Below are 20,419 nucleotides of genomic sequence, written 5' to 3'. Positions count from 1 at the left end.
GCTCACCTCCTGGGGAGCGGCAAAGAACGGTGCCAGTCATAGAACGCGGGCAATACGGCACGCAGTACGCGGAAGGCCGATATTCCACCGCGGACCGTGCCGATGCGGACGAGCTCGTGCTCCGGGGCGTCCACGACCACCCGGACGGCGGCAACCGGGCGGGGCTCGACGGCCGGGGCGGCCGCTCCGGCGGCGGTTCCGGCGGCGGTTCCGGCGGCGGTTCCGGCGGCGGTTCGGGCAGTGGCGCCGGCGGCGGTTCGGGCAGCGGTCCACAGGGTGGCCGCCGATTCCATGTCGACGGCGATGGCTCCGGTGGCGCGCAGCCGCGCGCGCTCCTGGCCCCGTACGACCCGGTCGGAGCCGGTGAGTGCGCCGGTGTGCACGGTCCGGCCGGGGGCGGCGCGGGCCAGCGCCTCGGCGAGCAGGGACGTTCCCGCACAGGTGACGGTGCCGCGGGGGTCCCGGGTCTCCTCGGCGACGACCAGGTCTCCGGGGTGCATGCCGGGTACGAGTCCGGCGCAGAACCCGGTGGCGAGGACGGCGGCGCCCGCCAGGCCCGGTGCGGCGAGGGCGCGGGTGACGGCCCGCTCGGCGGCGCGCGGACCCATGCCGGTGCGCAGGACCGTGTACCCGAGGGGGGCGCCGCGGTCGCCGCCGCTGCACAGGGCCGCCTGCTCGATGCGCAGGGCGCAGGCGACCAGCAGCGGCCGGGGCCCGGGGCCGGCGGGCCGGGCGGCGGCCATCAGGGCGTCCCGGGCGCGAAGGGTTCCCCGTGCAGGTAGCGGCCGAGCGCGGTGAGCGGGAACACCTGCCGGTACAGGTGGTAGTTGATGGAGAAGTCCCAGGGGAAGCCGGTGCCCGTGAAGTGCGGTTCGTCCCAGGAGCCGTCCGCCAGCTGGGTCCCGGTCAGGTAGGAGACGCCCCGTTCGACGGCCATTCCGTCGCGCTCCCCCGCCGCGAGGAGGGCCATCAGCGCCCATGCGGTCTGCGAGGCGGTGGAGTCGCCGCGGCCCGCCCAGGCGGCCGGATCCCGGTAGGAGCGCTGGTCCTCGCCCCAGCCCCCGTCTGCGTTCTGTACGGATTCCAGCCAGGCCACGGCCCGCCGGACCGCCGGGTGGGCGGGGGCGATGCCCGCCGCGACCAAGGCCGGCACCACCGACCCGGTCCCGTACACGTAGTTGGTGCCCCAGCGGCCGAACCAGCTTCCGTTCGGCTCCTGTTCGGCGAGGAGCCAGGCGGTGCCGCGCCGGGTCCGCGGGTCGGCGGCCCGGCCCTCGACGGCGAGCATCTCCACCACGTGGGCGGTGACGTCGGCCGAGGGCGGGTCGACGACCTCGCCGAAGTCGCAGAAGGGCAGCCGGTTGGGCAGGGGGCTGGTGTTGTCGGCGTCGAAGGCGGCCCAGGCGCCGTTCCTCGACTGCATGCCGAGGATCCAGGAGACGGCCCGGGCGATGGCGGCCTCGGCCCGGGCCGGGTCGGAGTGCCTGATCCGGCGCAGGGCGAGGACGACCTCGGCGGTGTCGTCGATGTCGGGGTAGGTGTCGTTGTGGAACTCGAACGCCCAGCCGCCGGGGGCGAGTCCGGGCCGGCGCACCGCCCAGTCGCCGCTGCGGGTGATCTCCTCGTCCAGCATCCAGTCGGCCGCCTTGACGAGGGCCGGGTGGTCGGGCGGCAGCCCCGCGTCGGCCAGGGCGATGGCGACGAGGCAGGTGTCCCAGACCGGGGACTGGCAGGCCTCGACCATGCGGACGGGCCCGGCGCCGCCCGGCCGGCCTTCGGGGCCGGGGGCGGTGTCCTCGCGCCAGACGGCGAAGCGGTCCAGGGATTCCAGGCCGGCCCGCATCACGGGGTGCCCCAGGTCGTAGCCGAGCAGGTGGAGGGCGATGAGGGAGTACACGGCGGGCGGCTGGATCCCGCCCCAGCAGCCGTCGTTCTCCTGCCGCTCGATGATCCAGCGGGCGGCGGTGGCCATGGCCGCGGCGCGCAGCGGGCGGGGGGCGAACCGGCGGTAGACGTGCAGGACCTTGTCCATGCGCTGGAAGAGCCCGTTCCAGGTGCCGAGCGGGGCGAGCCGGGCGGCGGGCGCGGGGCGGCGGGCGTCGGTGTGCAGCTCGTCCAGGGCGAAGGGGGCGGGACGGACGGGGCGGTGCGCGGAGACCACGGTCAGCGGGACGATGGTCTGGCGGGCCCAGCAGCCGAAGTCGTAGATGTTCAGCGGTACCCAGGGCGGCAGGAAGACCAGTTCGGGCGGGAGTTCGGGGAGGTGGTCCCAGCTCCACCAGCCGAAGAGGGCGAGCCAGATCCGGGTGAAGACGCGGGCCCGGGCGATCCCGCCGTGGGCGCGGATCCAGGCCGAGGCGCGGGCCATGTGCGGGGCGTCGGGGGTGTCGCCGGCCAGGCGCAGGGCGACGTACGCCTCGACGGTGGCGGAGAGTTCGGGGGGTCCGCCGTGGAAGGTGGCCCAGGTGCCGTCGGCGCGCTGTTCGCGGCGGATGTGCCGGGCCGCGGCCCGGGTGGTGGCCTCGTCGCGGATGCCGAGGAACTGGCGCAGCAGCAGGTCCTCGGCGTCCATGGTGACGTTGGTCTCCAGGTCGCCCTTCCACCAGCCGGCCGGGTCCTGCTGCCGGAGCAGGTGCCGGGTGGCGCGCTCGACGGCCTCGCGGACCCCGGGCGGTGCCGCGGCCGCGACGGCGGGCGCGGTCGCCCCCGGGTTCGCGGCCGCGGCTGCTGCGGCGACCGCGCCTGCTGCGGCGACCGCGAGGGCCGCGGCACCGTCCGCGGGGGCGGTGGTGTCATCCGGATCGGCGCCCCGGGGGCCGGCGCCGTCGGTCGTCGCTGTCATGGCTTCCCCTTAACGTGCAGTGGCCTGTGCTTCTGCTGTGCTGGGGTCTGCCGTCGGCCGGCGCTACGGGCTGGTGGCGCCGGCCGGCGACTCGCGCGTCATATCCGTACCCGGGTGACGAAGGCGGGGATCACCTCTTGCGTACGACGACGAAGTCGGCGAGGGCGACGAGCTGTTCGCGCACCCGCCGGGGCATGTCGATGTCGTCGAGGGCGCGGATGGCGATGGCGTGCTGGCGGCGCGCCTCCTCGGCGGTCCACTCCCGGCCGCCCGCTTCCTCGATGAGGGCGGCGCGGGCCGCGAACTCCTCCTCCGAGAAGTTCTCGAAGTCGTTGCTCTTGGCGTCGGCGGCGAGCAGCGTGCCGAGCTTCTCGGCGGCGGGGCCGCCCGCCGCGAGGGCGGCGACGACCGGCAGGGACTTCTTGCGCTGGCGCAGGTCGCTCCAGGTCTGCTTGCCGGTGGACTCCGGGTCGCCCCAGATGCCGAGGAGGTCGTCGACGGCCTGGAAGGCGAGGCCGAGGTGGTAGCCGTACTCCTCCAGCTTGTCGGCCGTGCGGTCGTCCGCGCCGCCGAGGACGGCGCCGATGGAGATCGCGCAGGCGAGCAGGGCGCCGGTCTTGTTGCCCTCCATCTCCAGGCACTCCTCGACGCTGACGCGCTCGCGGTGCTCGTAGGAGATGTCCTGGGCCTGGCCGTCGATGAGCTTGCGGCTGGCGGTGGTGAGGCGGCGGGTGGCGCGGCCCGCCTCGACGGTGCCGAGTTCGAGGAGCACCTCGTTGGCGAGGGCGAAGAGCGCGTCGCCGACGAGGATGGCCTGGGCGGGGCCGTGGACCTTCCACACGGTGTCGCGGTGGCGGCGCTGCTCGTCGCCGTCCATCAGGTCGTCGTGCAGCAGCGAGAAGTTGTGGACGAGCTCGACGGCGACCGCGCCGGGGATGCCCACCTCGGCGGGGGCCCCGGCGGCCTCGGCGGACAGCAGTGCGAGGGCGGGGCGGACGGCCTTGCCGCCGTCGCCGTCCGCGGGGTTGCCCTGGGCGTCGATCCAGCCGAAGTGGTAGGCGGCGACGGTGTCCATGGGCGCGGCGAGCCGTTCCACCGCGGCGCGCAGTGCGGGAGTGGACAGGGTGCGGCCGCGGTCCAGGAGGGCGAGGGTGTCCGCGACCTCCGTCTGCGCCGCTTCCGCCGCTCTGTTACCGGCTTCGCTGTTCTCGACGGCCGGGTTCCCCGGGTTCACTGGCTCTCCTCTGTTCTCCGTGTGTGCTGTGCCGGTGGTGTTGGTGATCGTCATGCCGCCTCCTGCAAGGGATGGGCCCGGTGGCGGCCGAGCGCGGCGAGCGCGGCGTGTGCCGCGCTCAGGCCGCTCCGGACGGCACTCTCCATGGTCGCGGGCCAGCCGGTGGCGGTCCACGCACCGGCGAGATAGAGACCCGGCGTGTCGGTGCACGCCCCGGGGCGCAGCCGGCCGACGCCGGGGGTGGGGGCGAACGTGGCGGTGCGCTCCCGGGTGACGAAGAAGTCGCGCACCTTGGCGCCGCGCGCGGCGGGCAGCAGCCGCTCCAGTTCGGGCAGGTACTTGCGGCGCAGGACGGTCACGGGCTCGTCGATGTCGTGGTGCGCGACGGACTGGGACAGGGCCAGGTACTGGCCGCCGTCGGGCAGCCCGGAGGACTCGGTGCGGTCGAAGACCCACTGGACGGGGGTGCCGAGCGCGGCGAAGAACGGGCGGCGCAGCACCTTGCGGTCGTAGACGACGTGGACGTTGAGGATCGGCGCGGTGCCGATGTCCAGGAGCTTGTCGGGGTCGGCGAGCGCGCCGGGCGGGAGCAGCCCGTGGGCCTCGCGCTGCGGGACGGCGAGCACGACGGTGTCGGCGTCGAGGGTCTCGGACTCGGTGGTGACCTGCCAGTTCCCGTCCTGTGTGCGGGAGACGGAGGTGACCCGGGTGCGCAGGGCGGTCCGTACGCCGGCGGCGTCGAGCGCCGTGCGGGCGAGGGTGTCGTGGAGGTCGCCGAGGGGGACCCGGGCCCAGCCGATGTCGGCGGCGCCGTTCTCGGAGAGCAGGCCGGTCTTGAAGACCATGGCGGCCAGTCCGAGGGAGGACTGCTCGGCGGTGGCGTTGAGCGTGGCGATGCCGACGAGGTCCCACAGGGCTTCGACGGTGCGCGGGCTCTGGCCGTGGCGGCCGAGCCAGGTCGCGAAGTCGAGCCCGTCGAGGGCCGGGTCGGCGGGGTCCAGGGCGCGCAGGGCGAGGGCGGCGCGTCCGACGGCGGCCCGCTCGGCGAGCGACAGGTGCGGGTAGCGGGCCAGCGATCCGGCGAGGTGCAGGGGGACGGGCAGGGCGCTGCGGCGCAGCCGGCCCAGGCGCGGCCCGCGGGGGTGGCCGACGTCGAGTACGGGGACGTCGAGCCGGTCCTGCAGCGGGGCGAGGGCGGCGCCGTCGATGCGGTCGAGGAACCACCGGTAGGCGGTGCAGCAGCGCAGGTAGACGTGCTGGCCGTTGTCGACGGTGAGGTCGCCGCGCTTGAAGGAGAACGCGAGGCCGCCGAGCCGGGGGCGTCCTTCCAGGAGGGTGACGCGCAGTCCGGCGTCGGCGAGTTCCAGCGCGGTGGTGACGCCGGCGAGGCCGCCGCCGACGACCACCGCGTGGTGTGGGTGTGCGGCGGCGGTCACGCGGTCCTCCCGGTGCGCCGGCGCGAGACGGTCCGCGCGTCGAGGCCGGACAGGCCGCGGACGGCGACGTACGCCTTCTCGTGCGGGGGCAGGGAGACCCGGCCGCGGAGCACGGCCTCGGGTTCGCGTTCGATGCGGTCGAGGAGGCGGCGGTAGATGCCGGCCATGGCCGCGACGCAGGCGCCGCTGCGCCGGTCGAGCATGGGCAGCAGCCGGTAGCCGTCGGCGAACAGGGCCCGGGCGCGCCGGACTTCGTGGTGGACGAGGCCGGCGAAGTCGGCTCCGGCGGGGAGCCGGCCGGCGGCGAAGCCCTCGTCGCAGCCGAACTTGGCGAGGTCCTCGGCGGGCAGGTAGGTGCGTCCGTTGCCGGCGTCCTCGCGGACGTCGCGCAGGATGTTGGTGAGCTGGAGGGCGAGGCCGAGGGTGTCGGCGTACTCGCTCGCGCGCTCGGCGTCGGCCGCGCCGGCCGCGGTGCCGAACACGCCGAGGGAGAGCCGTCCGATGGCCCCGGCGACGCAGCGGCAGTAGACCTCCAGGTCCTCCCAGGTCTCGTAGGTCTCGCCGCGGACGTCCATCAGCACGCCGTCGATGAGCTCGTCGAGGCCGCCGAGCGGGATGGGGAAGCGGCGCGCGGCGTGGGTGAGGGCGACGGCGACGGGGTCGGTGTCGTCCTCGTCGACCCGGCCGTCGCGGATCCGGCCGAGCAGGGCCCGGGTCTCCTCCAGGCGGGCGAGCTTGGCGTCGGCGGGGAGCGTGCCGTCGCCGATGTCGTCGACGCGCCGGGAGAAGGCGTACAGGGCGGACATGGCCTGCCGCTTGTCGGCGGGCAGCAGCCGGATGCCGTACGCGAAGTTGCGGGCCTGCGCCCCGGTGACGGCCTCGCAGTAGCTGTAGGCCGCCAGGACCGGCGCGGACGGCGCGGTGGTGTGTGCGGAACCCTCCACGGTCGGGCTCACCCCTTTCTCGGCGCGGTGCGCAGGACGGCGGCCACCTCGCGGAGCAGGCCGCTCCGGGTGGGCCGCGGCGGGCCGGGGAGTACGTCGAAGCCGGCGTGGGAGACGGCGCGCAGGGCGGCGCGGCCGCCGCCGGTGAAGCCGGCGAGCAGCAGCCGGAGCCGGCCGTGGACGCTGCCCACGAGGGGGGTGCCCTCGTCCAGGAGGTCCCGGGCGCGGGCGGCCTCGTAGGCGATGAGGGAGCGTACGGAGGCGCCTGCGGTGGGGGCCTTGAGGTCGGCTTCGGTCACGCCGAAGCGGCGCAGGTCCTCGGCGGGGAGGTAGATCCGGTCCCGGCCGAGGTCCTCGGCGACGTCCTGGACGTGCTCGACGATCTGCAGGGCGGTGCAGACGGCGTCGGAGCGGCGGATCCGCTCGGGGGTGGCGGTGCCGGTGAGGGCGAGGACGAGGCGGCCCACGGGGTTCGCGGAGAGCTCGCAGTAGGCGAGCAGGTCGCCGTACGTCTCGTAGCGGCTGACGTGCTGGTCCTGGCGGTTGGCGGCGATGAGGCCGAGGAACGGCTCGGGGGTGAGGCCGTGGGCCCGGACCACCGGCCGGAGGGCCTGGAGGAGGGGGTGGCGGGGGCCGCCGCCGGCGGTGCCGAAGACGCGCCCGAGGTCGGCTTCGAGGGCGTCGAGCAGGGCGAGCCGGTCGTCGGCGGCTTCGGGGCCGAGGCCGAGGAGGACGGCGTCGCGGCCGCCGGGGGCGAGGTCGCCGTCACCGATGTCGTCGACGAGGCGGGCGTAGCCGTACACCGCCATCAGCCCCTCGCGCCAGGCGCGGGGCAGGAAGGCGGGGGCGACGGGGAAGTTCTCCGTCCGGGCCTTGCCGAGGGTGGCGCGCGCGTGGGCGTCGGGGGCCGGGGTCTGCCGGGGACGGATGCCGTGCGCCGGGGTCACCGCCCGCCGCCCGCGGCGCGGACGGCCGTAATGCCTGGGGGCCGGAGAATTCCCGTAGCCATTGCCGTCACATCTCCCGTTCTACACTGCCGACGCAATACATCCTATTTCGGACACGCCGCCGGACTTTCTCCATGCTGTCCCAGGCCGTTCACCTGCGGTGAATCGTCCCCTCCTGCCGCGGATCAGGACCGGTCCAGCTTACGCTGCACAACCCCGCGGAACCTTCCGGGGTATTCGCACCGCTGCCGAATGTCGGCCCGAATTGCCCCGGACGCTCCCCGGAAGACACGCCGGGGACACGCCGGGAACAAGCCGGGGGCGCACCCGGGACGCGCCGGGGCACACCCGGCACGCGCGGGGGCACACCCGGCACGCGCGGGGGCACACCGAGGCCCCCGCCGCACGGGGCGACGGGGGCCTGCGGTGCCGCCGGTCAGTGACCGGATGCCTTCTCGTAGGCCGAGACGACCTCTTCGGTCGGCCCGTCCATCAGCAGCTCGCCCTTCTCCAGCCACAGGACGCGGCTGCAGGTGTCGCGGATGGACTTGTTGTTGTGGCTCACCAGGAAGACGGTGCCCGCCTGCTTGCGCAGCTCGCGGATGCGGTCCTCGGAGCGCACCTGGAACTTGCGGTCACCGGTGGCCAGCGCCTCGTCGATCATCAGCACGTCGTGGTCCTTGGCTGCGGCGATCGAGAAGCGCAGGCGCGCGGCCATGCCGGAGGAGTACGTGCGCATCGGCAGGGAGATGAAGTCGCCCTTCTCGTTGATGCCCGAGAAGTCGACGATGTCCTGGTAGCGCTCGTGGATCTGCTCACGGCTCATGCCCATGGCCAGACCGCCGAGGACCACGTTGCGCTCGCCGGTGAGGTCGTTCATCAGCGCCGCGTTGACACCCAGCAGCGAGGGCTGGCCGTCGGTGTAGACCTTGCCCGCCTCGCAGGGCAGCAGGCCCGCGATGGCGCGCAGCAGGGTGGACTTGCCGGAGCCGTTGGAGCCGATCAGGCCGATGGCCTCGCCGCGGTAGGCGGTGAACGAGACGCCGCGCACGGCGTGGACCCGCCGGACGCCCGGCGCATCGCCCTTGCCCCTGCGGAGTATCTTGCTCAGCGCCGCCGTGGCGCTGCCCTTGCCGGAGCTGCCGGTGTTGACGCGGTAGACGATGTGGACGTCGTCGGCGATGACGGTGGGGACGCGGTCCCTGTTGTTCTCAGCCACGGCCGTAACGCTCCTCAGCCTTCCAGAAGTACACGAATCCGCCGAGGCCGATCACGACGGCCCAGCCGACCGCGAAGGCCCAGACGTGCGGCGGCAGGTTCTCGCCGCCGTAGCCGTCGATCAGGGCGAAGCGGATCAGGTCCATGTAGATCGCCGCCGGGTTCCACTGGAGCACGTCCGCCATCCACGGGGACTTCTCCTTGAGCATCTCGTTGATCGAGAACATGACGCCGGAGGCGTACATCCAGGTACGCGTCAGGAACGGCATCAGCTGCGCGAGGTCCGGGGTCTTGGCCCCCATGCGCGCGAAGATCAGGGCGAGGCCGGTGTTGAAGACGAACTGCAGCACCAGTACCGGCAGGACCAGCAGCCAGGAGAGCTGCGGGTAGTTGCCGAACGCCACCACAGTGACGAACACCACGATCATCGAGTACAGCAGCTGCTGGAGCTGCTGCATCGAGAAGGAGATCGGCAGGGAGGCGCGCGGGAAGTGCAGGGCGCGGACCAGTCCGAGGTTGGACGGGATGGCGCGCACGCCGGCCATCAGCGAGCTCTGGGTGAAGGTGAAGACGAAGATGCCGATCACCAGGAAGGGGATGTAGACGTCCTTCCCCATCCCGCGGCCCGCATCCATGATCAGGCCGAAGATCAGGTAGTAGACCGCCGCGTTGAGCAGCGGCGTCGCCACCTGCCAGATCTGGCCGAGCTTGGCCTGGCTGTACTGAGCGACCAGCTTGGCCCGGGAGAACGCCAGGATGAAGTGGCGCCGGTCCCACAGCTGCCGTACGTATCCGGCGAGGCTGGGCCGGGCGCCGCTGACGGACAGGCCGTACTTCCTGGCGAGCTCGGCGGGGGACAGCCCCGCGTCTTCGGACGGCGGCTTGCTCGTGGCGAGGGCGCCATCCTGGGTTGTGTCACTCACAAGTTGAAACTTTCCGTCTTCAAGATGCGGCAGTAGGTGGCATCGGGCGTGGGGCGCACGGACCGTGACCGCGCCATGTTCTCAGACGCCGACGCGTCAGATGACAGGCGGTCGCCCCAGCCGGGTCAGCCGCCAGACCGTACGCCACCTCATGGGGCGCCGGGGACCGCAGGGGGTGGTCCATCCCTCCTTGAAACCGCCGAACCAGGCCTTGAGGGCCGGGACCGAGGGCCTGCGCAGGAGCGTCAGCAGCAGCCAGACGCCCACGTAGACCGGCACCAGCGGCGCGGGCAGGTTGCGGCGGGCGAGCCACACCCGGTTACGGGCCACCATACGGTGGTAGACCGCGTGCCGGGAGGGGGCGGTTTTCGGGTGCAGCAGCACCATGTCCGCCCGGTAGTCGATCGACCACCCTGCGTCGAGGGCCCGCCAGGCCAGGTCGGTCTCCTCGTGCGCGTAGAAGAACTCCGCGGGCAGGGCCCCGACCTGCGCGAGAACCGGGGTGCGCACGGCGTTGGCGCCGCCCAGGAAGGTCGTCACGCGGGAGGAGCGCATCGGGTCCGAGGCGCGCAGCCGGGGCACGTGCCGGCGCTGGGTCTCACCGGTCTCCGGGTCGGCGATCCGGAAGCTGATGATCCCGAGCCGGGGGTCCTCGGTGAAGGCCTGCCGGCACAGCTCGGCGGTGTCGGTGCGCTCCAGCAGCCCGTCGTCGTCGAGGAAGAGCAGGATGTCGACGTCGCGGCCGCCGGGGCCGAAGGCCTCGATGCCGACGTTGCGGCCGCCGGGGATGCCCAGGTTCTCGGGCAGGGTGACGGAACGCACACCCGCGGGAAGTCCGGTGACCTCGACGCCCTGGCCCACGACGACGACCTCGACGGGGTCGCCCTGCTGGCGGGCCACGGAGTCGATCAGCGCCTTCAGCTCGTCGGGGCGGTTGCCCATGGTGATGACGACCGCGCCGACGCGCAGCGGGGCGCTCACCGCAGCCTGCTGGAGACGAGGACGGACACCAGGTGCAGCACCGTCTGGAGCAGCGCGATGCCGGCCAGGACGGCCACACCGAGCCGGGTGAAGAACAGGTCGCCCCGCATCTGGTCCACGACGGCCAGCACCAGGACGAGCAGCGACGCCTCGATGCCGAGGATCAGCCGGTGGAACTTCAGCGCGGACGCGGCCCGGCGGGCGAGCGCCATGCCGGACGAGCGGGGCTCGGCCGCGGCCTCCTTGACGGGGGCCATGCCGGCCTGGTGGCGGGCGACGCCGACCAGGTCGGTCTCGGCCTTGATCAGGATCGCGCCGAGCGCCGCGAGGGTGCCGAGGAAGGCCCACAGCCAGTCGGTGCGGCCGCCGCCCCACAGGTCGGCGGCGCGCAGGCCGAGGCCGACGAGCACGGCCGCGTCGCACAGGTAGGCGCCGACGCGGTCCAGGTAGACGCCCGAGAGCGAGTACTGCTTCTTCCAGCGGGCGAGCTCACCGTCGACGCAGTCGAGCAGCAGGTAGAGCTGGACGAAGACCACGCCGAGGACGGCTCCCCAGATCCCGGGGACCAGCAGGGCCGGGGCCGCGAGCACGCCGCACAGGGTCATCAGGTAGGTCAGCTGGTTGGGCGTGACCTTGGTGTCCGCCAGCAGGCGGGTGATGCGCAGGGAGACCTCGCGCATGTACAGGCGGCCGCCCCAGTGCTCACCGCTGCGCCGGTCCTTCACGCCCTCCGGGTGAACGACGGGCCGGAGTTCAGCTACGGATGGTCTTGGCATAGTCGGCGTACGCGTCCCTGATATCGGTGGCGGACAGGTTGAGGTGCTCCAGGATCGTGAAGCGTCCCGGGCGGGTCTGGGGGGCGTACTCGACGGCGGCGACGAACTCGTCCACGCTGAACCCGATCTCCGCGGGCAGCACGGGCATCCCGTGGCGGCGCAGCACCTCGACGAACAGCCCGGACTGCTCGGCCGCCCCCCGCAGGTGCATCGCGAAGGCGGCGCCGAGGCCCACCTGCTCGCCGTGGAGCGCGGAGCGCCCGGGGTGGAGCAGGTCGAAGGCGTGGCTGATCTCGTGGCAGGCGCCGGAGGCGGGCCGGGTGTCCCCGCTGATCGACATGGCGATGCCGGTGAGGACGAGGGCCTCGGCGAGCACGGTGAGGAACTCGTCGTCCCCGCAGCCGCCGGGGTGGCGCAGGACCGACTCTCCGGCGGTCCGGGCCATGGCGGCGGCCAGGCCGTCGACGTGTTCGCCGGTGGTCTTGTGCGAAAGCTCCCAGTCGGCGATCGCCGAGATGTTGGAGATCGCGTCGCCGATGCCCGCGCGGACGAACCGCACCGGGGCGTCCCGGATCACGTCGAGGTCGATGACCATCGCGATCGGCGTGGGCACCCCGTAGGAGCCGCGGCCGTTGTCGTTGTCGAGGGTCGCGACGGGCGAGCAGATCCCGTCGTGCGAGAGGTTGGTGGCGATCGCCACCATCGGCAGCCCGACCCGCGCCGCGGCGTACTTCGCCACGTCGATGATCTTGCCGCCGCCCAGCCCCACCACGGCGTCGTAGCGGCGGCCCTTTATGTCGTCGGCGAGCTTGACCGCCGAGTCGATGGTGCCGTCCGTGACCGGGAACCAGTCGGCGTACGGCAGGGCCGGCGCCAGCCGGGCGCGCAGGGCCCGGCCGGAGCCGCCGCTGATCGCGATCGCCAGCTTGCCGGAGGCGGAGATCCGCTGGTCGGCGAGGATGCCGTCCAGCTTGTCCATCGCCCCGTTGCTGATGTCGACGACGACCGGGGAGGGAATGAGCCTCGTCAGTACTGGCATGCGATCGTCCGGCCCTTGGCGAGGTCGTCGTGGTTGTCGATCTCGACCCACTTGACGTCGCCGATGGGGGCCACGTCGACGGTGAAGCCGCGGTTGACCAGCTCCTGGTAGCCGTCCTCGTAGTAGAGGTCGGGGTCGCGCTCGAAGGTCGCCTTGAGGGCGTCCGCCAGCTCCTCGGCGGCCTCGGCCTCGATCAGGGTGACGCCGATGTACTCGCCGGTCGCGGTGGCCGGGTCCATCAGCTTGGTGATCTTGCGGACGCCCTGGCCGTCGGCCGTGATGACCTTCATCTCCTCGTCGGCCAGCTGCTTGACCGCGTCGAGGGCGAGGATGATCTTCTGGCCGTTGCCGCGGGCGGCGAGCAGGGTCTGCTCGACGGAGACCGGGTGGACGGTGTCGCCGTTGGCGAGGATCACGCCCTGCTTCAGGACCTCACGGGCGCACCACAGGGAGTAGGCGTTGTTCCACTCCTCGGCCTTGTCGTTGTCGATCAGCGTGATCTTGAGCCCGTACTTGGCCTCCAGCGCGGCCTGGCGGGCGTAGACGGCCTCCTTGCGGTAGCCGACGACGATCGCGACCTCGGTCAGGCCGACCGCGGCGAAGTTGCCGAGGGTCAGGTCGAGGACCGTCAGGCTCTCCTCGTCGCCTTCGGGACCGACGGGCACGAGGGCCTTGGGCAGGGTGTCGGTGTAGGGACGCAGGCGGCGTCCGGCACCGGCAGCGAGGACAAGGCCGATCATGCTGGTTCTCCTTCGTCATGTACGGCGGGTGCCCCGGAGGAGACCCAGAAGCGGATGCTCTCCACGAGCACCACGAGTGCCACGAACACGGCGAGCACCGTGAGCGCGACGGGGAACGCGTCCCGGGCGAGGAATGCGGCCAGGACCACGGTCAGCAGGACCCGGCCGTCATGGCCGCCGATGGTCCACACCAGCCACCGCGGGGGCGCGCCGGAGCCTCCGCGGATGCGGTAGACCGTGTCGTAGTGATGGTAGGCGACCGCCGCGACCAGTCCGAATGCGGCCGGAAGGGCCCCGGGGACGTCCGCCTTGACGGCGAGCACCAGGATCGTGGTGTACTCGGCGGCCCGGAACAGCGGCGGCAGCAGCCAGTCGAGGGGCGCCTTGAGCGGGTGGGACACGGCCGCACCACTGGTGAGCACGTACAGGGCGACGGCCACGAACAGCAGCGGATCCCCGTACGGCAGCAGCCACGCGGCGCCGAGCAGGTACAGGACCGACCCCAGGCCCGCCGTCATCAGCGCGGGGGCGGAGCGGCGGGTGATGCGGCCCGCCCCGGCGGCGACGAGCCCGCCCAGCGGCCCGGTGTCGGCCAGGTCGGCGAGGGCGCGGGCAGCCCGGTCGGTGCGCTGCGCCTTGCGGGTCAGCGAGCGCAGGACCCGGCCCGCGGTGGTGTACAGCGCGCCGAAGGCGCAGCCGACGAGCAGGGCGTAGAACACGATCCGCGGGGTGGTGAACGCGGTCAGCACCGCGATCATCGCCCAGCGCTCGCCGATCGGGAGGATGATCATGCGCCGGGCCCAGACCGTCCAGCCGACGCTGTCGAGCCGGTCGGAGAGGGCGGCGGTGGGGCTCGTGTTGGCCGTGGCGTCGTGGTTGGCCTCGTTGAAGGAGAAGTCCACCACGTGCCGGCAGGTCATGAGGATCATGGCGCCGAGGGCGAGGGCCCAGACGTCGTCCCCGGTCCGGGCGGCGCCGAGCGCGAGGCCCGCGTAGAAGGAGTACTCCTTCGCCCGGTCGAAGGTCGCGTCGAGCCAGGCGCCCATGGTCGAGTACTGCAGGGAGTAGCGGGCGAGCTGCCCGTCGGTGCAGTCCAGGACGAAGGAGAGCAGCAGCAGCACGCCCGCGGTGACGTAGCCCCAGCGCTCGCCGGTGGCGGCGCAGCCGGCCGCGACGAGCGCGGTGACCAGCGAGGCGGTGGTGACCTGGTTCGGGGTCAGGCCGCGGCGCGCGCACCAGCGGGCGATGTAGCGCGAGTACGGGCTGATGAAGAAGGTGGTGAAGAACCCGTCGCGGGACTTCACGGCGGAGCGCAGCCGCACGGCCTCGTCGTCCACCGCGTCGACCGCGGCGGCGGCCGCCTCGCGCTCGGACCCGTCGGCGGGGACGGCGGCGACCAGGCTGCCGAGCTCGGGCCGCTGGACGGCGGTCCCGCCGGCCTCGACGGCGGCGGCGAGCCGGTCGGCGTACGGGCCGCTGCCGTTCACCGGGAGGGCGGCGGCCTCGTCCAGGGCCGCGCGGGCGGCGGGCTGGACGGTGAAGGCGCCGGTCACGGCACAGGCGTCGAAGCGGGGGTCGGTCAGCGCGAGCCGCAGCGCGTGGACGTGCCCGACGAAGGCGCTGTCCACCACGGCCACCCGCTGTCCCGCCGGTACGCCGGCCAGCACCGCGGCGGCGTCCTCGGGCGCGGCGGCGGGGCGGACGTCGAAGCCGAGGGAGCGCAGATCGTCCGTGAGTGGTGATCCGGGGACCGGCAGGCCGGTGAGGATGACGGTCGACAGACGAACTCACTCCTTGCAGCGAACACGGCGGCGGGCGGCGGGCGCCGCCCGCGGGGGCCTCGGCACGTCGGCAGAGGCTATCGGATGAACGGAAGCCGGGGTTCACCACCCGTTTGCTCCCCGACCAGCCGAATAACCCGGGGTCCGGGCCGGTGGGATCATCATCATCCGTGATCGCGTCGAGGTCCGACAAACCGTCCGGCTGTTAAAGTGGGACGGCTCACGCAGAATGCGTGTGATACGAGCGGCACGAGTGATCTGAGTGACAGGAGGTGGGTTGATGACCGTCGCAGCGGCCGCTGCCGAGCGCAGCGCACTCCGGTTCGTCCCCACCTTCCTCCGGGCTGCCGGCCGGGCCTGATCACCACGATCCGGCCCGTCGGCCGGTGCCCTCTCACCAAGGGTTCGCAGTGACCGACCACACCGGTTCCACTTCCGGTTCCGTCTCCTCTTCCGATCTCACCTCCGCGTTCTTCGCCCTGCACCGCGGGCTGCCCCGGCAGGCCCCCGGCTCCGACGCAACCACCCGGCACCTGCTCTCCCTGTGCGGGCCGCTGCCCGAACGGCCGCGCGCCCTCGACCTCGGCTGCGGTCCCGGCCGCAGTGCCCTGCTGCTGGCCGCGGAGGCCGGCGCGCACGGCGCCGAGGTGACCGCGGTCGACCTGCACGGGGACTTCCTCGACGAGCTGCGGTCCGCGGCCGCGGACCGCGGGCTCGACGGCCGCGTCCACCCCGTCCGCGCCGACATGGGCGCCCTCCCCCACCCCGGCGGGTCCTTCGACCTCGTCTGGGCGGAGGGCTCCGCGTACCTCATCGGTTTCGACACCGCCCTCGCCCGGTGGAAGCGGCTGCTCGCGCCGGGCGGCACCCTCGTGCTCACCGAGTGCGAGTGGACCGTCGACGAGCCGTCGGCCGGAGCCCGCGCCTTCTGGGACCCGCACGGCGGCCTGCCCTCCACCGCCCGCAACATCGCCGCCGCCCAGGCGGCCGGCTACCGGGTGCTGAGCATCCACCGCCTGCCCGACTCCGACTGGGACGCGTACTACGGCCCGCTCGGCGCTCGGGCCGACGAGGTCGAGGCCGGGGCCGCGGCCGGGTCGGCCCCGGATCCGGCGACGGCCGCCGCGCTGGCCGGCGCCCGCGAGGAGATCGCCGTACGGGCCCGGCACGGCCACGAGTACGGGTACACCGGCTACGTCCTGCGCCCGGTGACAGCCGGGGACGGCGGTGCCTGGCCGGCCCGGCCGGAGACCGCCGCCGACCGGGCCGCCGTGCGGGCCGTGAACCTCGCGGCGTTCGGCACACCGCTCGAAGCGGACCTCGTGGACGCGCTGCGCACCGACCCCGCCTGGCTGCCGGGCCTGTCGTTCGTGGCCGAGGCCCCCGACGGGTCGGTGGCCGCGCACGCCCTGCTGACCCGCTGCGAGGTCGACGGGGCACCGGCGCTCGCGCTCGCCCCGGTGGCCGCCGATCCGGCGGTCCAGCGCTCGGGCGCGGGCAGCTCCGTCGTACGGGCACTGCTGGCGGCCGCGAAGGAGCAGGGGGAGGCGCTGGTCCTCGTCCTCGGGCACCCGGCGTATTACCCGCGGTTCGGCTTCGTGCCGGCCTCCCGGTTCGGGATCCGGGCGCCCTTCGAGGTCCCGGACGAGGCACTGATGGCACTGGTGCTCGACGATTCCGTCCCCGTACCGCGAGGAACGATCACGTATCCGGCCCCCTTCGGGGTCTGATTCCGCAGGTGGCCCGCGTGTGCGTCGCACGCGGGCCGCCGCCCCCCGGCGCTTATCACGCGTCGGGGGGCAGACATGCGCGGATCGCCGAAGTGGGGACAAGACTCCCTTGTACGGCAGACTGAGGGCCAGAGTCCGAAGCGAAGGATGGGTATGCCGACCACACCAGCCACCGCCGCGAACAGCGCGTCCCACGGCACCGGCACTCAAGAACCGATCATGCTCGAACTGGTCGACGAGTCCGGCAACACCATCGGCACGGCAGAGAAGCTCTCCGCCCACCAGGCGCCCGGCCTGCTGCACCGGGCCTTCTCCGTGTTCCTCTTCGACGAGCAGGGCCGCCTGCTGCTCCAGCAGCGGGCGCTCGGGAAGTACCACTCCCCCGGCGTCTGGTCGAACACCTGCTGCGGCCACCCGTACCCCGGCGAGTCGCCGTTCGCGGCGGCGGCCCGGCGGACCCACGAGGAGCTGGGCCTGTCGCCCTCGCTGCTCGCGGAGGCGGGGACCGTGCGCTACAACCACCCGGACCCCGCGTCGGGCTTGGTGGAGCAGGAGTACAACCATCTGTTCGTGGGACTCGCGCAGGCCGCAGTGCAGCCGGACCCGGACGAGGTGGCCGACACCGCCTTCGTCACGCCCGAGGAGCTGGCCAAGCGGCATGCGGCAGTGCCGTTCTCGGCCTGGTTCATGACCGTCCTGGACGCGGCCCGGCCCGCGATCCGCGAGCTGACGGGCGACGCGGCCGGCTGGTAGGCCGCACGCCCGCCGGTACACAGGCCCACCGGTACACAGGCCCGTCGGCACGCCGGTACGCCCGTCAGCGCGCCGGACGCGGGAAGGGCCGGTCCGGGCCGGCGGCCGGGGCAGTGATCGGCAGGGCCGCCCAGATGACCTTGCCGCCGGTCGAGGTGTGCTCGACATCGCACACCCCGCCGGCCTCCCGCGTCATCTCGCGCACCAGGAGCAGGCCCCGGCCGCCGGTCTGGCCGAAATCGGCCTCCAGCGCCTTGGGCCGGTACGGGTGGTTGTCCTCGACGGCCACCCGCACCCACGCCCGGCCGATCGCGACCTCGACCGCGACCTCCGGCGAGAGCAGGGCCGCGTGCCGGACCGAGTTCGTCACCAGCTCGGAGACGATCAGCAGCAGGGTGTACACCAGGTCCCGGTCCGCGGGTACGCCCTGGCGGCCCAGCAGGTCGCGGACGGCCCGACGGGCCTGCGGAACGGATTCTTCAACAGCGGGTACGGTGAACCGCCACACACCTTCGTACGCGAGTGGGCCGGCCGGGGGCTCCGGCTCACCCACCTCGGCCGGCGGGACACTCCCGCTGAGATCCATCTTCCGGCCCCGTCCTTCGCACTCGATCGTCTCCACGCGTCCAGGGTGGGGACCCGACTGGTCCGGACCGGACCGCTGACAACAAGTCAGCGCCTATCGGGCACTTTTTGACCGCAGGCTTGTGGCGGTGTCAGCTGTCCGACTCTTCCTGCTCTTCCGTGGGACGCTTTCCGGCCGCACCACGCGTCCCGCCCGCCGCGTCCCCCGCTCCGGGCGCCTCGTCCTGCCTGACCACCCCCAGAATGCGGCGGCCTCCCAGACCCAGGGCCAGCAGACTCAGCCCGTCGAACAACAGGGCGACGGAGAAGAAGGTTCCGATCACGTAGACGCTGTTGCCCGGCCAGTTCGCCAGGATCAGCAGCCCCAGCAGGATCCCGAACGCGCCCTGCACCAGCATCAGACCGAACTGCGTGCCGCGTACCACCAGCGCTCCGACCAGCCGGAACACCCCGGCGGTGAGGAACAGCAGCGCGGCGAACATCGTCAGCGCCTCGGCGCTCGCCTCGGGGCGGCGCAGGATCACGAAACCGGCGGCGATGTTGATCGCGGCGACGACGACCGCGAGCCAGAAGTAGTCGGTCTTGCGGGACTCCACGGCGTGCAGCAGCCCCACCGCCCCGCCGATCAGCAGCAGCCAGCCGAACAGGAACATCGAGGTGAGGGCGGCCACATTGGCGTACACGAGGCCCAGCAGGCCGGCCAGCACCAGCACCGCGCCGAGCACGGCCAGCCAGGCGAAGCGGCGGCGCAGCCGCCCGGCTTCCCCGGCCCCGGCACGGTCCGCGCTGTCCGCCCGGTCGGGGCCGTCCGCGTGTGCCGGTCCGCCTGATCGGTCTGTCCGGTCTGCGCCCATGGGGGTCGCACCTTTCCGCAGCCCCCCGTACGGACTCCCTTGATCATAGGATCGGCGGCCCGGGATAGCATCCGGCGCATGGACGCAGCCCAGGAAGCAGCAAGCGAAGCGGCCCTGCTGCACACCGTCGCCGACGGGGTCGCCACGATCGTCATCGCACACCCCGCCAAGCGCAACGCCATGACCGCCGGAATGTGGCGGGCCCTGCCCGGGCTGCTGGCCGGTCTCGCCGCCGCCCCGGACGTACGGGTCCTCGTCCTGACCGGGGCCGGGCCCACCTTCTGCGCCGGCGCCGACATCTCCTCCCTCACCGGCAACGAGGACCTGCAGGCGCTGTCCGTCGCCGCCGAGGAGGCGCTGGCCGCGTTCCCCAAGCCGACGATCGCCGCCATCCGCGGATTCTGCGTCGGCGGGGGCAGCCAGCTGGCCGCCGCCTGCGACCTGCGCTTCGCGGAGGAAGGGGCCTCCTTCGGGGTGACCCCGGCACGGCTGGGCCTCGTCTACCCCGCCTCCTCCACGCGCCGGCTCGCCGGCCTCGTCGGCCCGTCCACCGCCAAGTACCTGCTCTTCTCCGCCGAGCTGATCGACGCGGAGCACGCCCTGCGCGCGGGCTTCCTCAACGAGCTCCTGCCCGCCGGCCGGCTGGACGAGCGGATCGCGGAGTTCGCCCGCGTCCTGACGAGCCGGTCGCAGCTGACGCAGGCCGCCGCGAAGGAGTTCGCCGACGGGCGGACGGACCGGGACGGCCACTGGGCCGGACAGCAGGCCGGAAGCGGCGACCCCGCCGAGGGGGTCGCCGCGTTCCTGGAGCGCCGTACGCCCAAGTTCAGCTGGACTGCGTGAGCGGGTTGAACTCGCGCAGCCGCGCCACCAGCCCGGCCGGGGCCTTCTCCGGGGAACCGGCGTCGTACGGCGGCTGAGGGTCGTACTCGATCATCAGCTGCACGGTCTGGGCGAACTCGTCGCCCGCGATACGGCCCAGCAGCGTCAGCCCCATGTCGATGCCGGAGGACACCCCGGCGGCGGTCACGTACTTGCCGTCGAAGACCACGCGCTCGCCGGTGGGCCGGGCGCCGAAGGCGGGCAGCCGGTCCAGGTACAGCCAGTGGCCCGTGGCGCGGCGGCCTTCGAGCAGGCCGGCCGCCGCCAGGAGGAGCGAGCCGGTGCAGACGGACGTGGTCCAGGTGGTGGTCGCGTCGACCGAGCGGAGCCAGTCGACGACCGCGGGGTTGTCCATCTGCGTCTCCGGGTGGGGCCCGCCCGGTACGACGACGATGTCGGGGCGGGTCACCTCGTCGAGGCCCTTCTCGGCGACGAGGGAGAGGCGGCCGCTGTCGCAGCGGACGGGGCCGGGGCGCTCCGCGACGAACACGGTCTCGGTGTCGGGGAGCTGGACGAGGGTTTCGTACGGGCCGATGGCGTCGAGGGCGGTGAAGCCGTTGTAGAGCAGGACGGCTATTTGCATGTCTCCTCCGGAGGTGTGCGGTGGGGTTGTGGGTGGTGGGGGTGGGTTGTGCCGCCTGTGTCGGCCGGGGTTGAGTGCGCCGTTCCCCGCGCCCCTGGGTGGGGGGTCGTGCCGGTGCCCGGTCGGGTGCGGGTCTGCTTGGGCTGAGCGCGCAGTTCCCCGCGCCCCTGG

At 73.4% G+C, this 20,419-nt stretch carries 19 protein-coding genes; 3 read left to right on the top strand and 16 right to left on the bottom strand.

Annotated features, from left to right (window positions below; all coding sequences use genetic code 11):
* Positions 1 to 2: 2 nt before the first annotated feature.
* From ACIQUT_RS03030 to ACIQUT_RS02970, 13 genes are all read right to left on the bottom strand, one after another.
* On the bottom strand, positions 3 to 743 hold the full coding sequence (locus ACIQUT_RS03030; RefSeq protein WP_403558550.1) for a 1-hydroxy-2-methyl-2-butenyl 4-diphosphate reductase: 741 nt from the start codon (positions 741 to 743) through the stop codon (positions 3 to 5).
* Complete coding sequence (gene shc / locus ACIQUT_RS03025) at positions 743 to 2,842, bottom strand: squalene--hopene cyclase (RefSeq protein ID WP_403558549.1); 2,100 nt, start codon at positions 2,840 to 2,842, stop codon at positions 743 to 745. The genes ACIQUT_RS03030 and shc overlap by 1 nt, the downstream gene beginning before the upstream one ends.
* Before the next feature lie 130 nt (positions 2,843 to 2,972).
* Positions 2,973 to 4,076, bottom strand: coding sequence for a polyprenyl synthetase family protein (locus ACIQUT_RS03020; protein ID WP_403559310.1), 1,104 nt, complete (start codon positions 4,074 to 4,076; stop codon positions 2,973 to 2,975).
* A 50-nt stretch (positions 4,077 to 4,126) separates the two neighbouring features.
* Entirely contained in the window at positions 4,127 to 5,512 is a 1,386-nt protein-coding gene (hpnE, locus tag ACIQUT_RS03015; protein ID WP_403558547.1) for a hydroxysqualene dehydroxylase HpnE, read from the bottom strand.
* Positions 5,509 to 6,468, bottom strand: a complete 960-nt coding sequence (gene hpnD / locus ACIQUT_RS03010) for a presqualene diphosphate synthase HpnD (RefSeq protein WP_403558545.1) — start codon at positions 6,466 to 6,468, stop codon at positions 5,509 to 5,511. Before hpnD ends, hpnE begins: the two co-directional genes overlap by 4 nt.
* Entirely contained in the window at positions 6,465 to 7,403 is a 939-nt protein-coding gene (gene hpnC, locus ACIQUT_RS03005) for a squalene synthase HpnC (RefSeq protein WP_403558543.1), read from the bottom strand. The genes hpnD and hpnC overlap by 4 nt, the downstream gene beginning before the upstream one ends.
* Before the next feature lie 436 nt (positions 7,404 to 7,839).
* Positions 7,840 to 8,622, bottom strand: coding sequence for an ABC transporter ATP-binding protein (locus ACIQUT_RS03000; protein WP_403558541.1), 783 nt, complete (start codon positions 8,620 to 8,622; stop codon positions 7,840 to 7,842).
* Positions 8,615 to 9,544: an ABC transporter permease gene (locus ACIQUT_RS02995; RefSeq protein ID WP_403558539.1), complete on the bottom strand. Its 930-nt coding sequence runs from the start codon at positions 9,542 to 9,544 to the stop codon at positions 8,615 to 8,617. Before ACIQUT_RS02995 ends, ACIQUT_RS03000 begins: the two co-directional genes overlap by 8 nt.
* A 96-nt stretch (positions 9,545 to 9,640) precedes the next feature.
* On the bottom strand, positions 9,641 to 10,525 hold the full coding sequence (locus ACIQUT_RS02990; RefSeq protein WP_403558537.1) for a glycosyltransferase family 2 protein: 885 nt from the start codon (positions 10,523 to 10,525) through the stop codon (positions 9,641 to 9,643).
* Positions 10,522 to 11,301 carry a CDP-alcohol phosphatidyltransferase family protein gene (locus ACIQUT_RS02985; protein ID WP_360622948.1) on the bottom strand — a complete coding sequence of 260 codons (780 nt, stop codon included), beginning with the start codon at positions 11,299 to 11,301 and terminating at the stop codon, positions 10,522 to 10,524. The genes ACIQUT_RS02990 and ACIQUT_RS02985 overlap by 4 nt, the downstream gene beginning before the upstream one ends.
* Positions 11,279 to 12,340, bottom strand: a complete 1,062-nt coding sequence (locus tag ACIQUT_RS02980) for an iron-containing alcohol dehydrogenase family protein (RefSeq protein ID WP_403558535.1) — start codon at positions 12,338 to 12,340, stop codon at positions 11,279 to 11,281. The genes ACIQUT_RS02985 and ACIQUT_RS02980 overlap by 23 nt, the downstream gene beginning before the upstream one ends.
* Positions 12,328 to 13,080: a sugar phosphate nucleotidyltransferase gene (locus ACIQUT_RS02975; protein ID WP_403558533.1), complete on the bottom strand. Its 753-nt coding sequence runs from the start codon at positions 13,078 to 13,080 to the stop codon at positions 12,328 to 12,330. Before ACIQUT_RS02975 ends, ACIQUT_RS02980 begins: the two co-directional genes overlap by 13 nt.
* Positions 13,077 to 14,861, bottom strand: coding sequence for a DUF5941 domain-containing protein (locus ACIQUT_RS02970; protein ID WP_403559307.1), 1,785 nt, complete (start codon positions 14,859 to 14,861; stop codon positions 13,077 to 13,079). The genes ACIQUT_RS02975 and ACIQUT_RS02970 overlap by 4 nt, the downstream gene beginning before the upstream one ends.
* 410 nt (positions 14,862 to 15,271) lie before the next feature.
* Between ACIQUT_RS02970 and ACIQUT_RS02965 the strand changes: the two genes are divergently transcribed.
* Both ACIQUT_RS02965 and idi read left to right on the top strand, forming a co-directional pair.
* Positions 15,272 to 16,591 carry a GNAT family N-acetyltransferase gene (locus ACIQUT_RS02965; RefSeq protein WP_403558531.1) on the top strand — a complete coding sequence of 440 codons (1,320 nt, stop codon included), beginning with the start codon at positions 15,272 to 15,274 and terminating at the stop codon, positions 16,589 to 16,591.
* 153 nt (positions 16,592 to 16,744) lie between these two features.
* Positions 16,745 to 17,344 carry an isopentenyl-diphosphate Delta-isomerase gene (gene idi / locus ACIQUT_RS02960; RefSeq protein WP_403558529.1) on the top strand — a complete coding sequence of 200 codons (600 nt, stop codon included), beginning with the start codon at positions 16,745 to 16,747 and terminating at the stop codon, positions 17,342 to 17,344.
* A 64-nt stretch (positions 17,345 to 17,408) separates the two neighbouring features.
* On the opposite strand, the gene ACIQUT_RS02955 is transcribed toward idi, so the two are convergent.
* Positions 17,409 to 17,930 (bottom strand): ATP-binding protein, encoded by a 522-nt coding sequence (locus ACIQUT_RS02955; RefSeq protein WP_403559305.1) that lies wholly within the window; start codon positions 17,928 to 17,930, stop codon positions 17,409 to 17,411.
* Between the two features lie 130 nt (positions 17,931 to 18,060).
* On the bottom strand, positions 18,061 to 18,783 hold the full coding sequence (locus ACIQUT_RS02950) for an HdeD family acid-resistance protein (protein ID WP_403558527.1): 723 nt from the start codon (positions 18,781 to 18,783) through the stop codon (positions 18,061 to 18,063).
* A gap of 78 nt (positions 18,784 to 18,861) precedes the next feature.
* On the opposite strand from ACIQUT_RS02950, the gene ACIQUT_RS02945 reads away from it, so the two are divergent.
* Complete coding sequence (locus tag ACIQUT_RS02945; RefSeq protein ID WP_403558526.1) at positions 18,862 to 19,626, top strand: enoyl-CoA hydratase/isomerase family protein; 765 nt, start codon at positions 18,862 to 18,864, stop codon at positions 19,624 to 19,626.
* Here the strand turns inward: ACIQUT_RS02945 and ACIQUT_RS02940 are convergent.
* Entirely contained in the window at positions 19,610 to 20,248 is a 639-nt protein-coding gene (locus ACIQUT_RS02940) for a DJ-1/PfpI family protein (protein ID WP_403558524.1), read from the bottom strand. The two genes, ACIQUT_RS02945 and ACIQUT_RS02940, sit on opposite strands and share 17 nt — an antisense overlap.
* Positions 20,249 to 20,419: the final 171 nt, after the last annotated feature.

The organism is Streptomyces sp. NPDC090445, assembly GCF_044769385.1.
In the GTDB taxonomy this organism is placed as follows: Bacteria; Actinomycetota; Actinomycetes; order Streptomycetales; family Streptomycetaceae; genus Streptomyces.
This window is presented reverse-complemented; position numbering and strand designations above follow the sequence as displayed.

Coding starts and splice junctions, on each gene's coding strand:
- ACIQUT_RS02975 (WP_403558533.1), bottom strand. CDS start 13,080: ATGATCGGCCTTGTCCTCGCTGCCGGTGCCGGACGCCGCCTGCGTCCC.
- ACIQUT_RS02955 (WP_403559305.1), bottom strand. CDS start 17,930: ATGGATCTCAGCGGGAGTGTCCCGCCGGCCGAGGTGGGTGAGCCGGAG.
- ACIQUT_RS02940 (WP_403558524.1), bottom strand. CDS start 20,248: ATGCAAATAGCCGTCCTGCTCTACAACGGCTTCACCGCCCTCGACGCC.
- ACIQUT_RS02980 (WP_403558535.1), bottom strand. CDS start 12,340: ATGCCAGTACTGACGAGGCTCATTCCCTCCCCGGTCGTCGTCGACATC.
- shc (WP_403558549.1), bottom strand. CDS start 2,842: ATGACAGCGACGACCGACGGCGCCGGCCCCCGGGGCGCCGATCCGGAT.
- ACIQUT_RS03030 (WP_403558550.1), bottom strand. CDS start 743: ATGGCCGCCGCCCGGCCCGCCGGCCCCGGGCCCCGGCCGCTGCTGGTC.
- ACIQUT_RS02985 (WP_360622948.1), bottom strand. CDS start 11,301: ATGCCAAGACCATCCGTAGCTGAACTCCGGCCCGTCGTTCACCCGGAG.
- ACIQUT_RS02945 (WP_403558526.1), top strand. CDS start 18,862: ATGGACGCAGCCCAGGAAGCAGCAAGCGAAGCGGCCCTGCTGCACACC.
- idi (WP_403558529.1), top strand. CDS start 16,745: ATGCCGACCACACCAGCCACCGCCGCGAACAGCGCGTCCCACGGCACC.
- ACIQUT_RS02950 (WP_403558527.1), bottom strand. CDS start 18,783: ATGGGCGCAGACCGGACAGACCGATCAGGCGGACCGGCACACGCGGAC.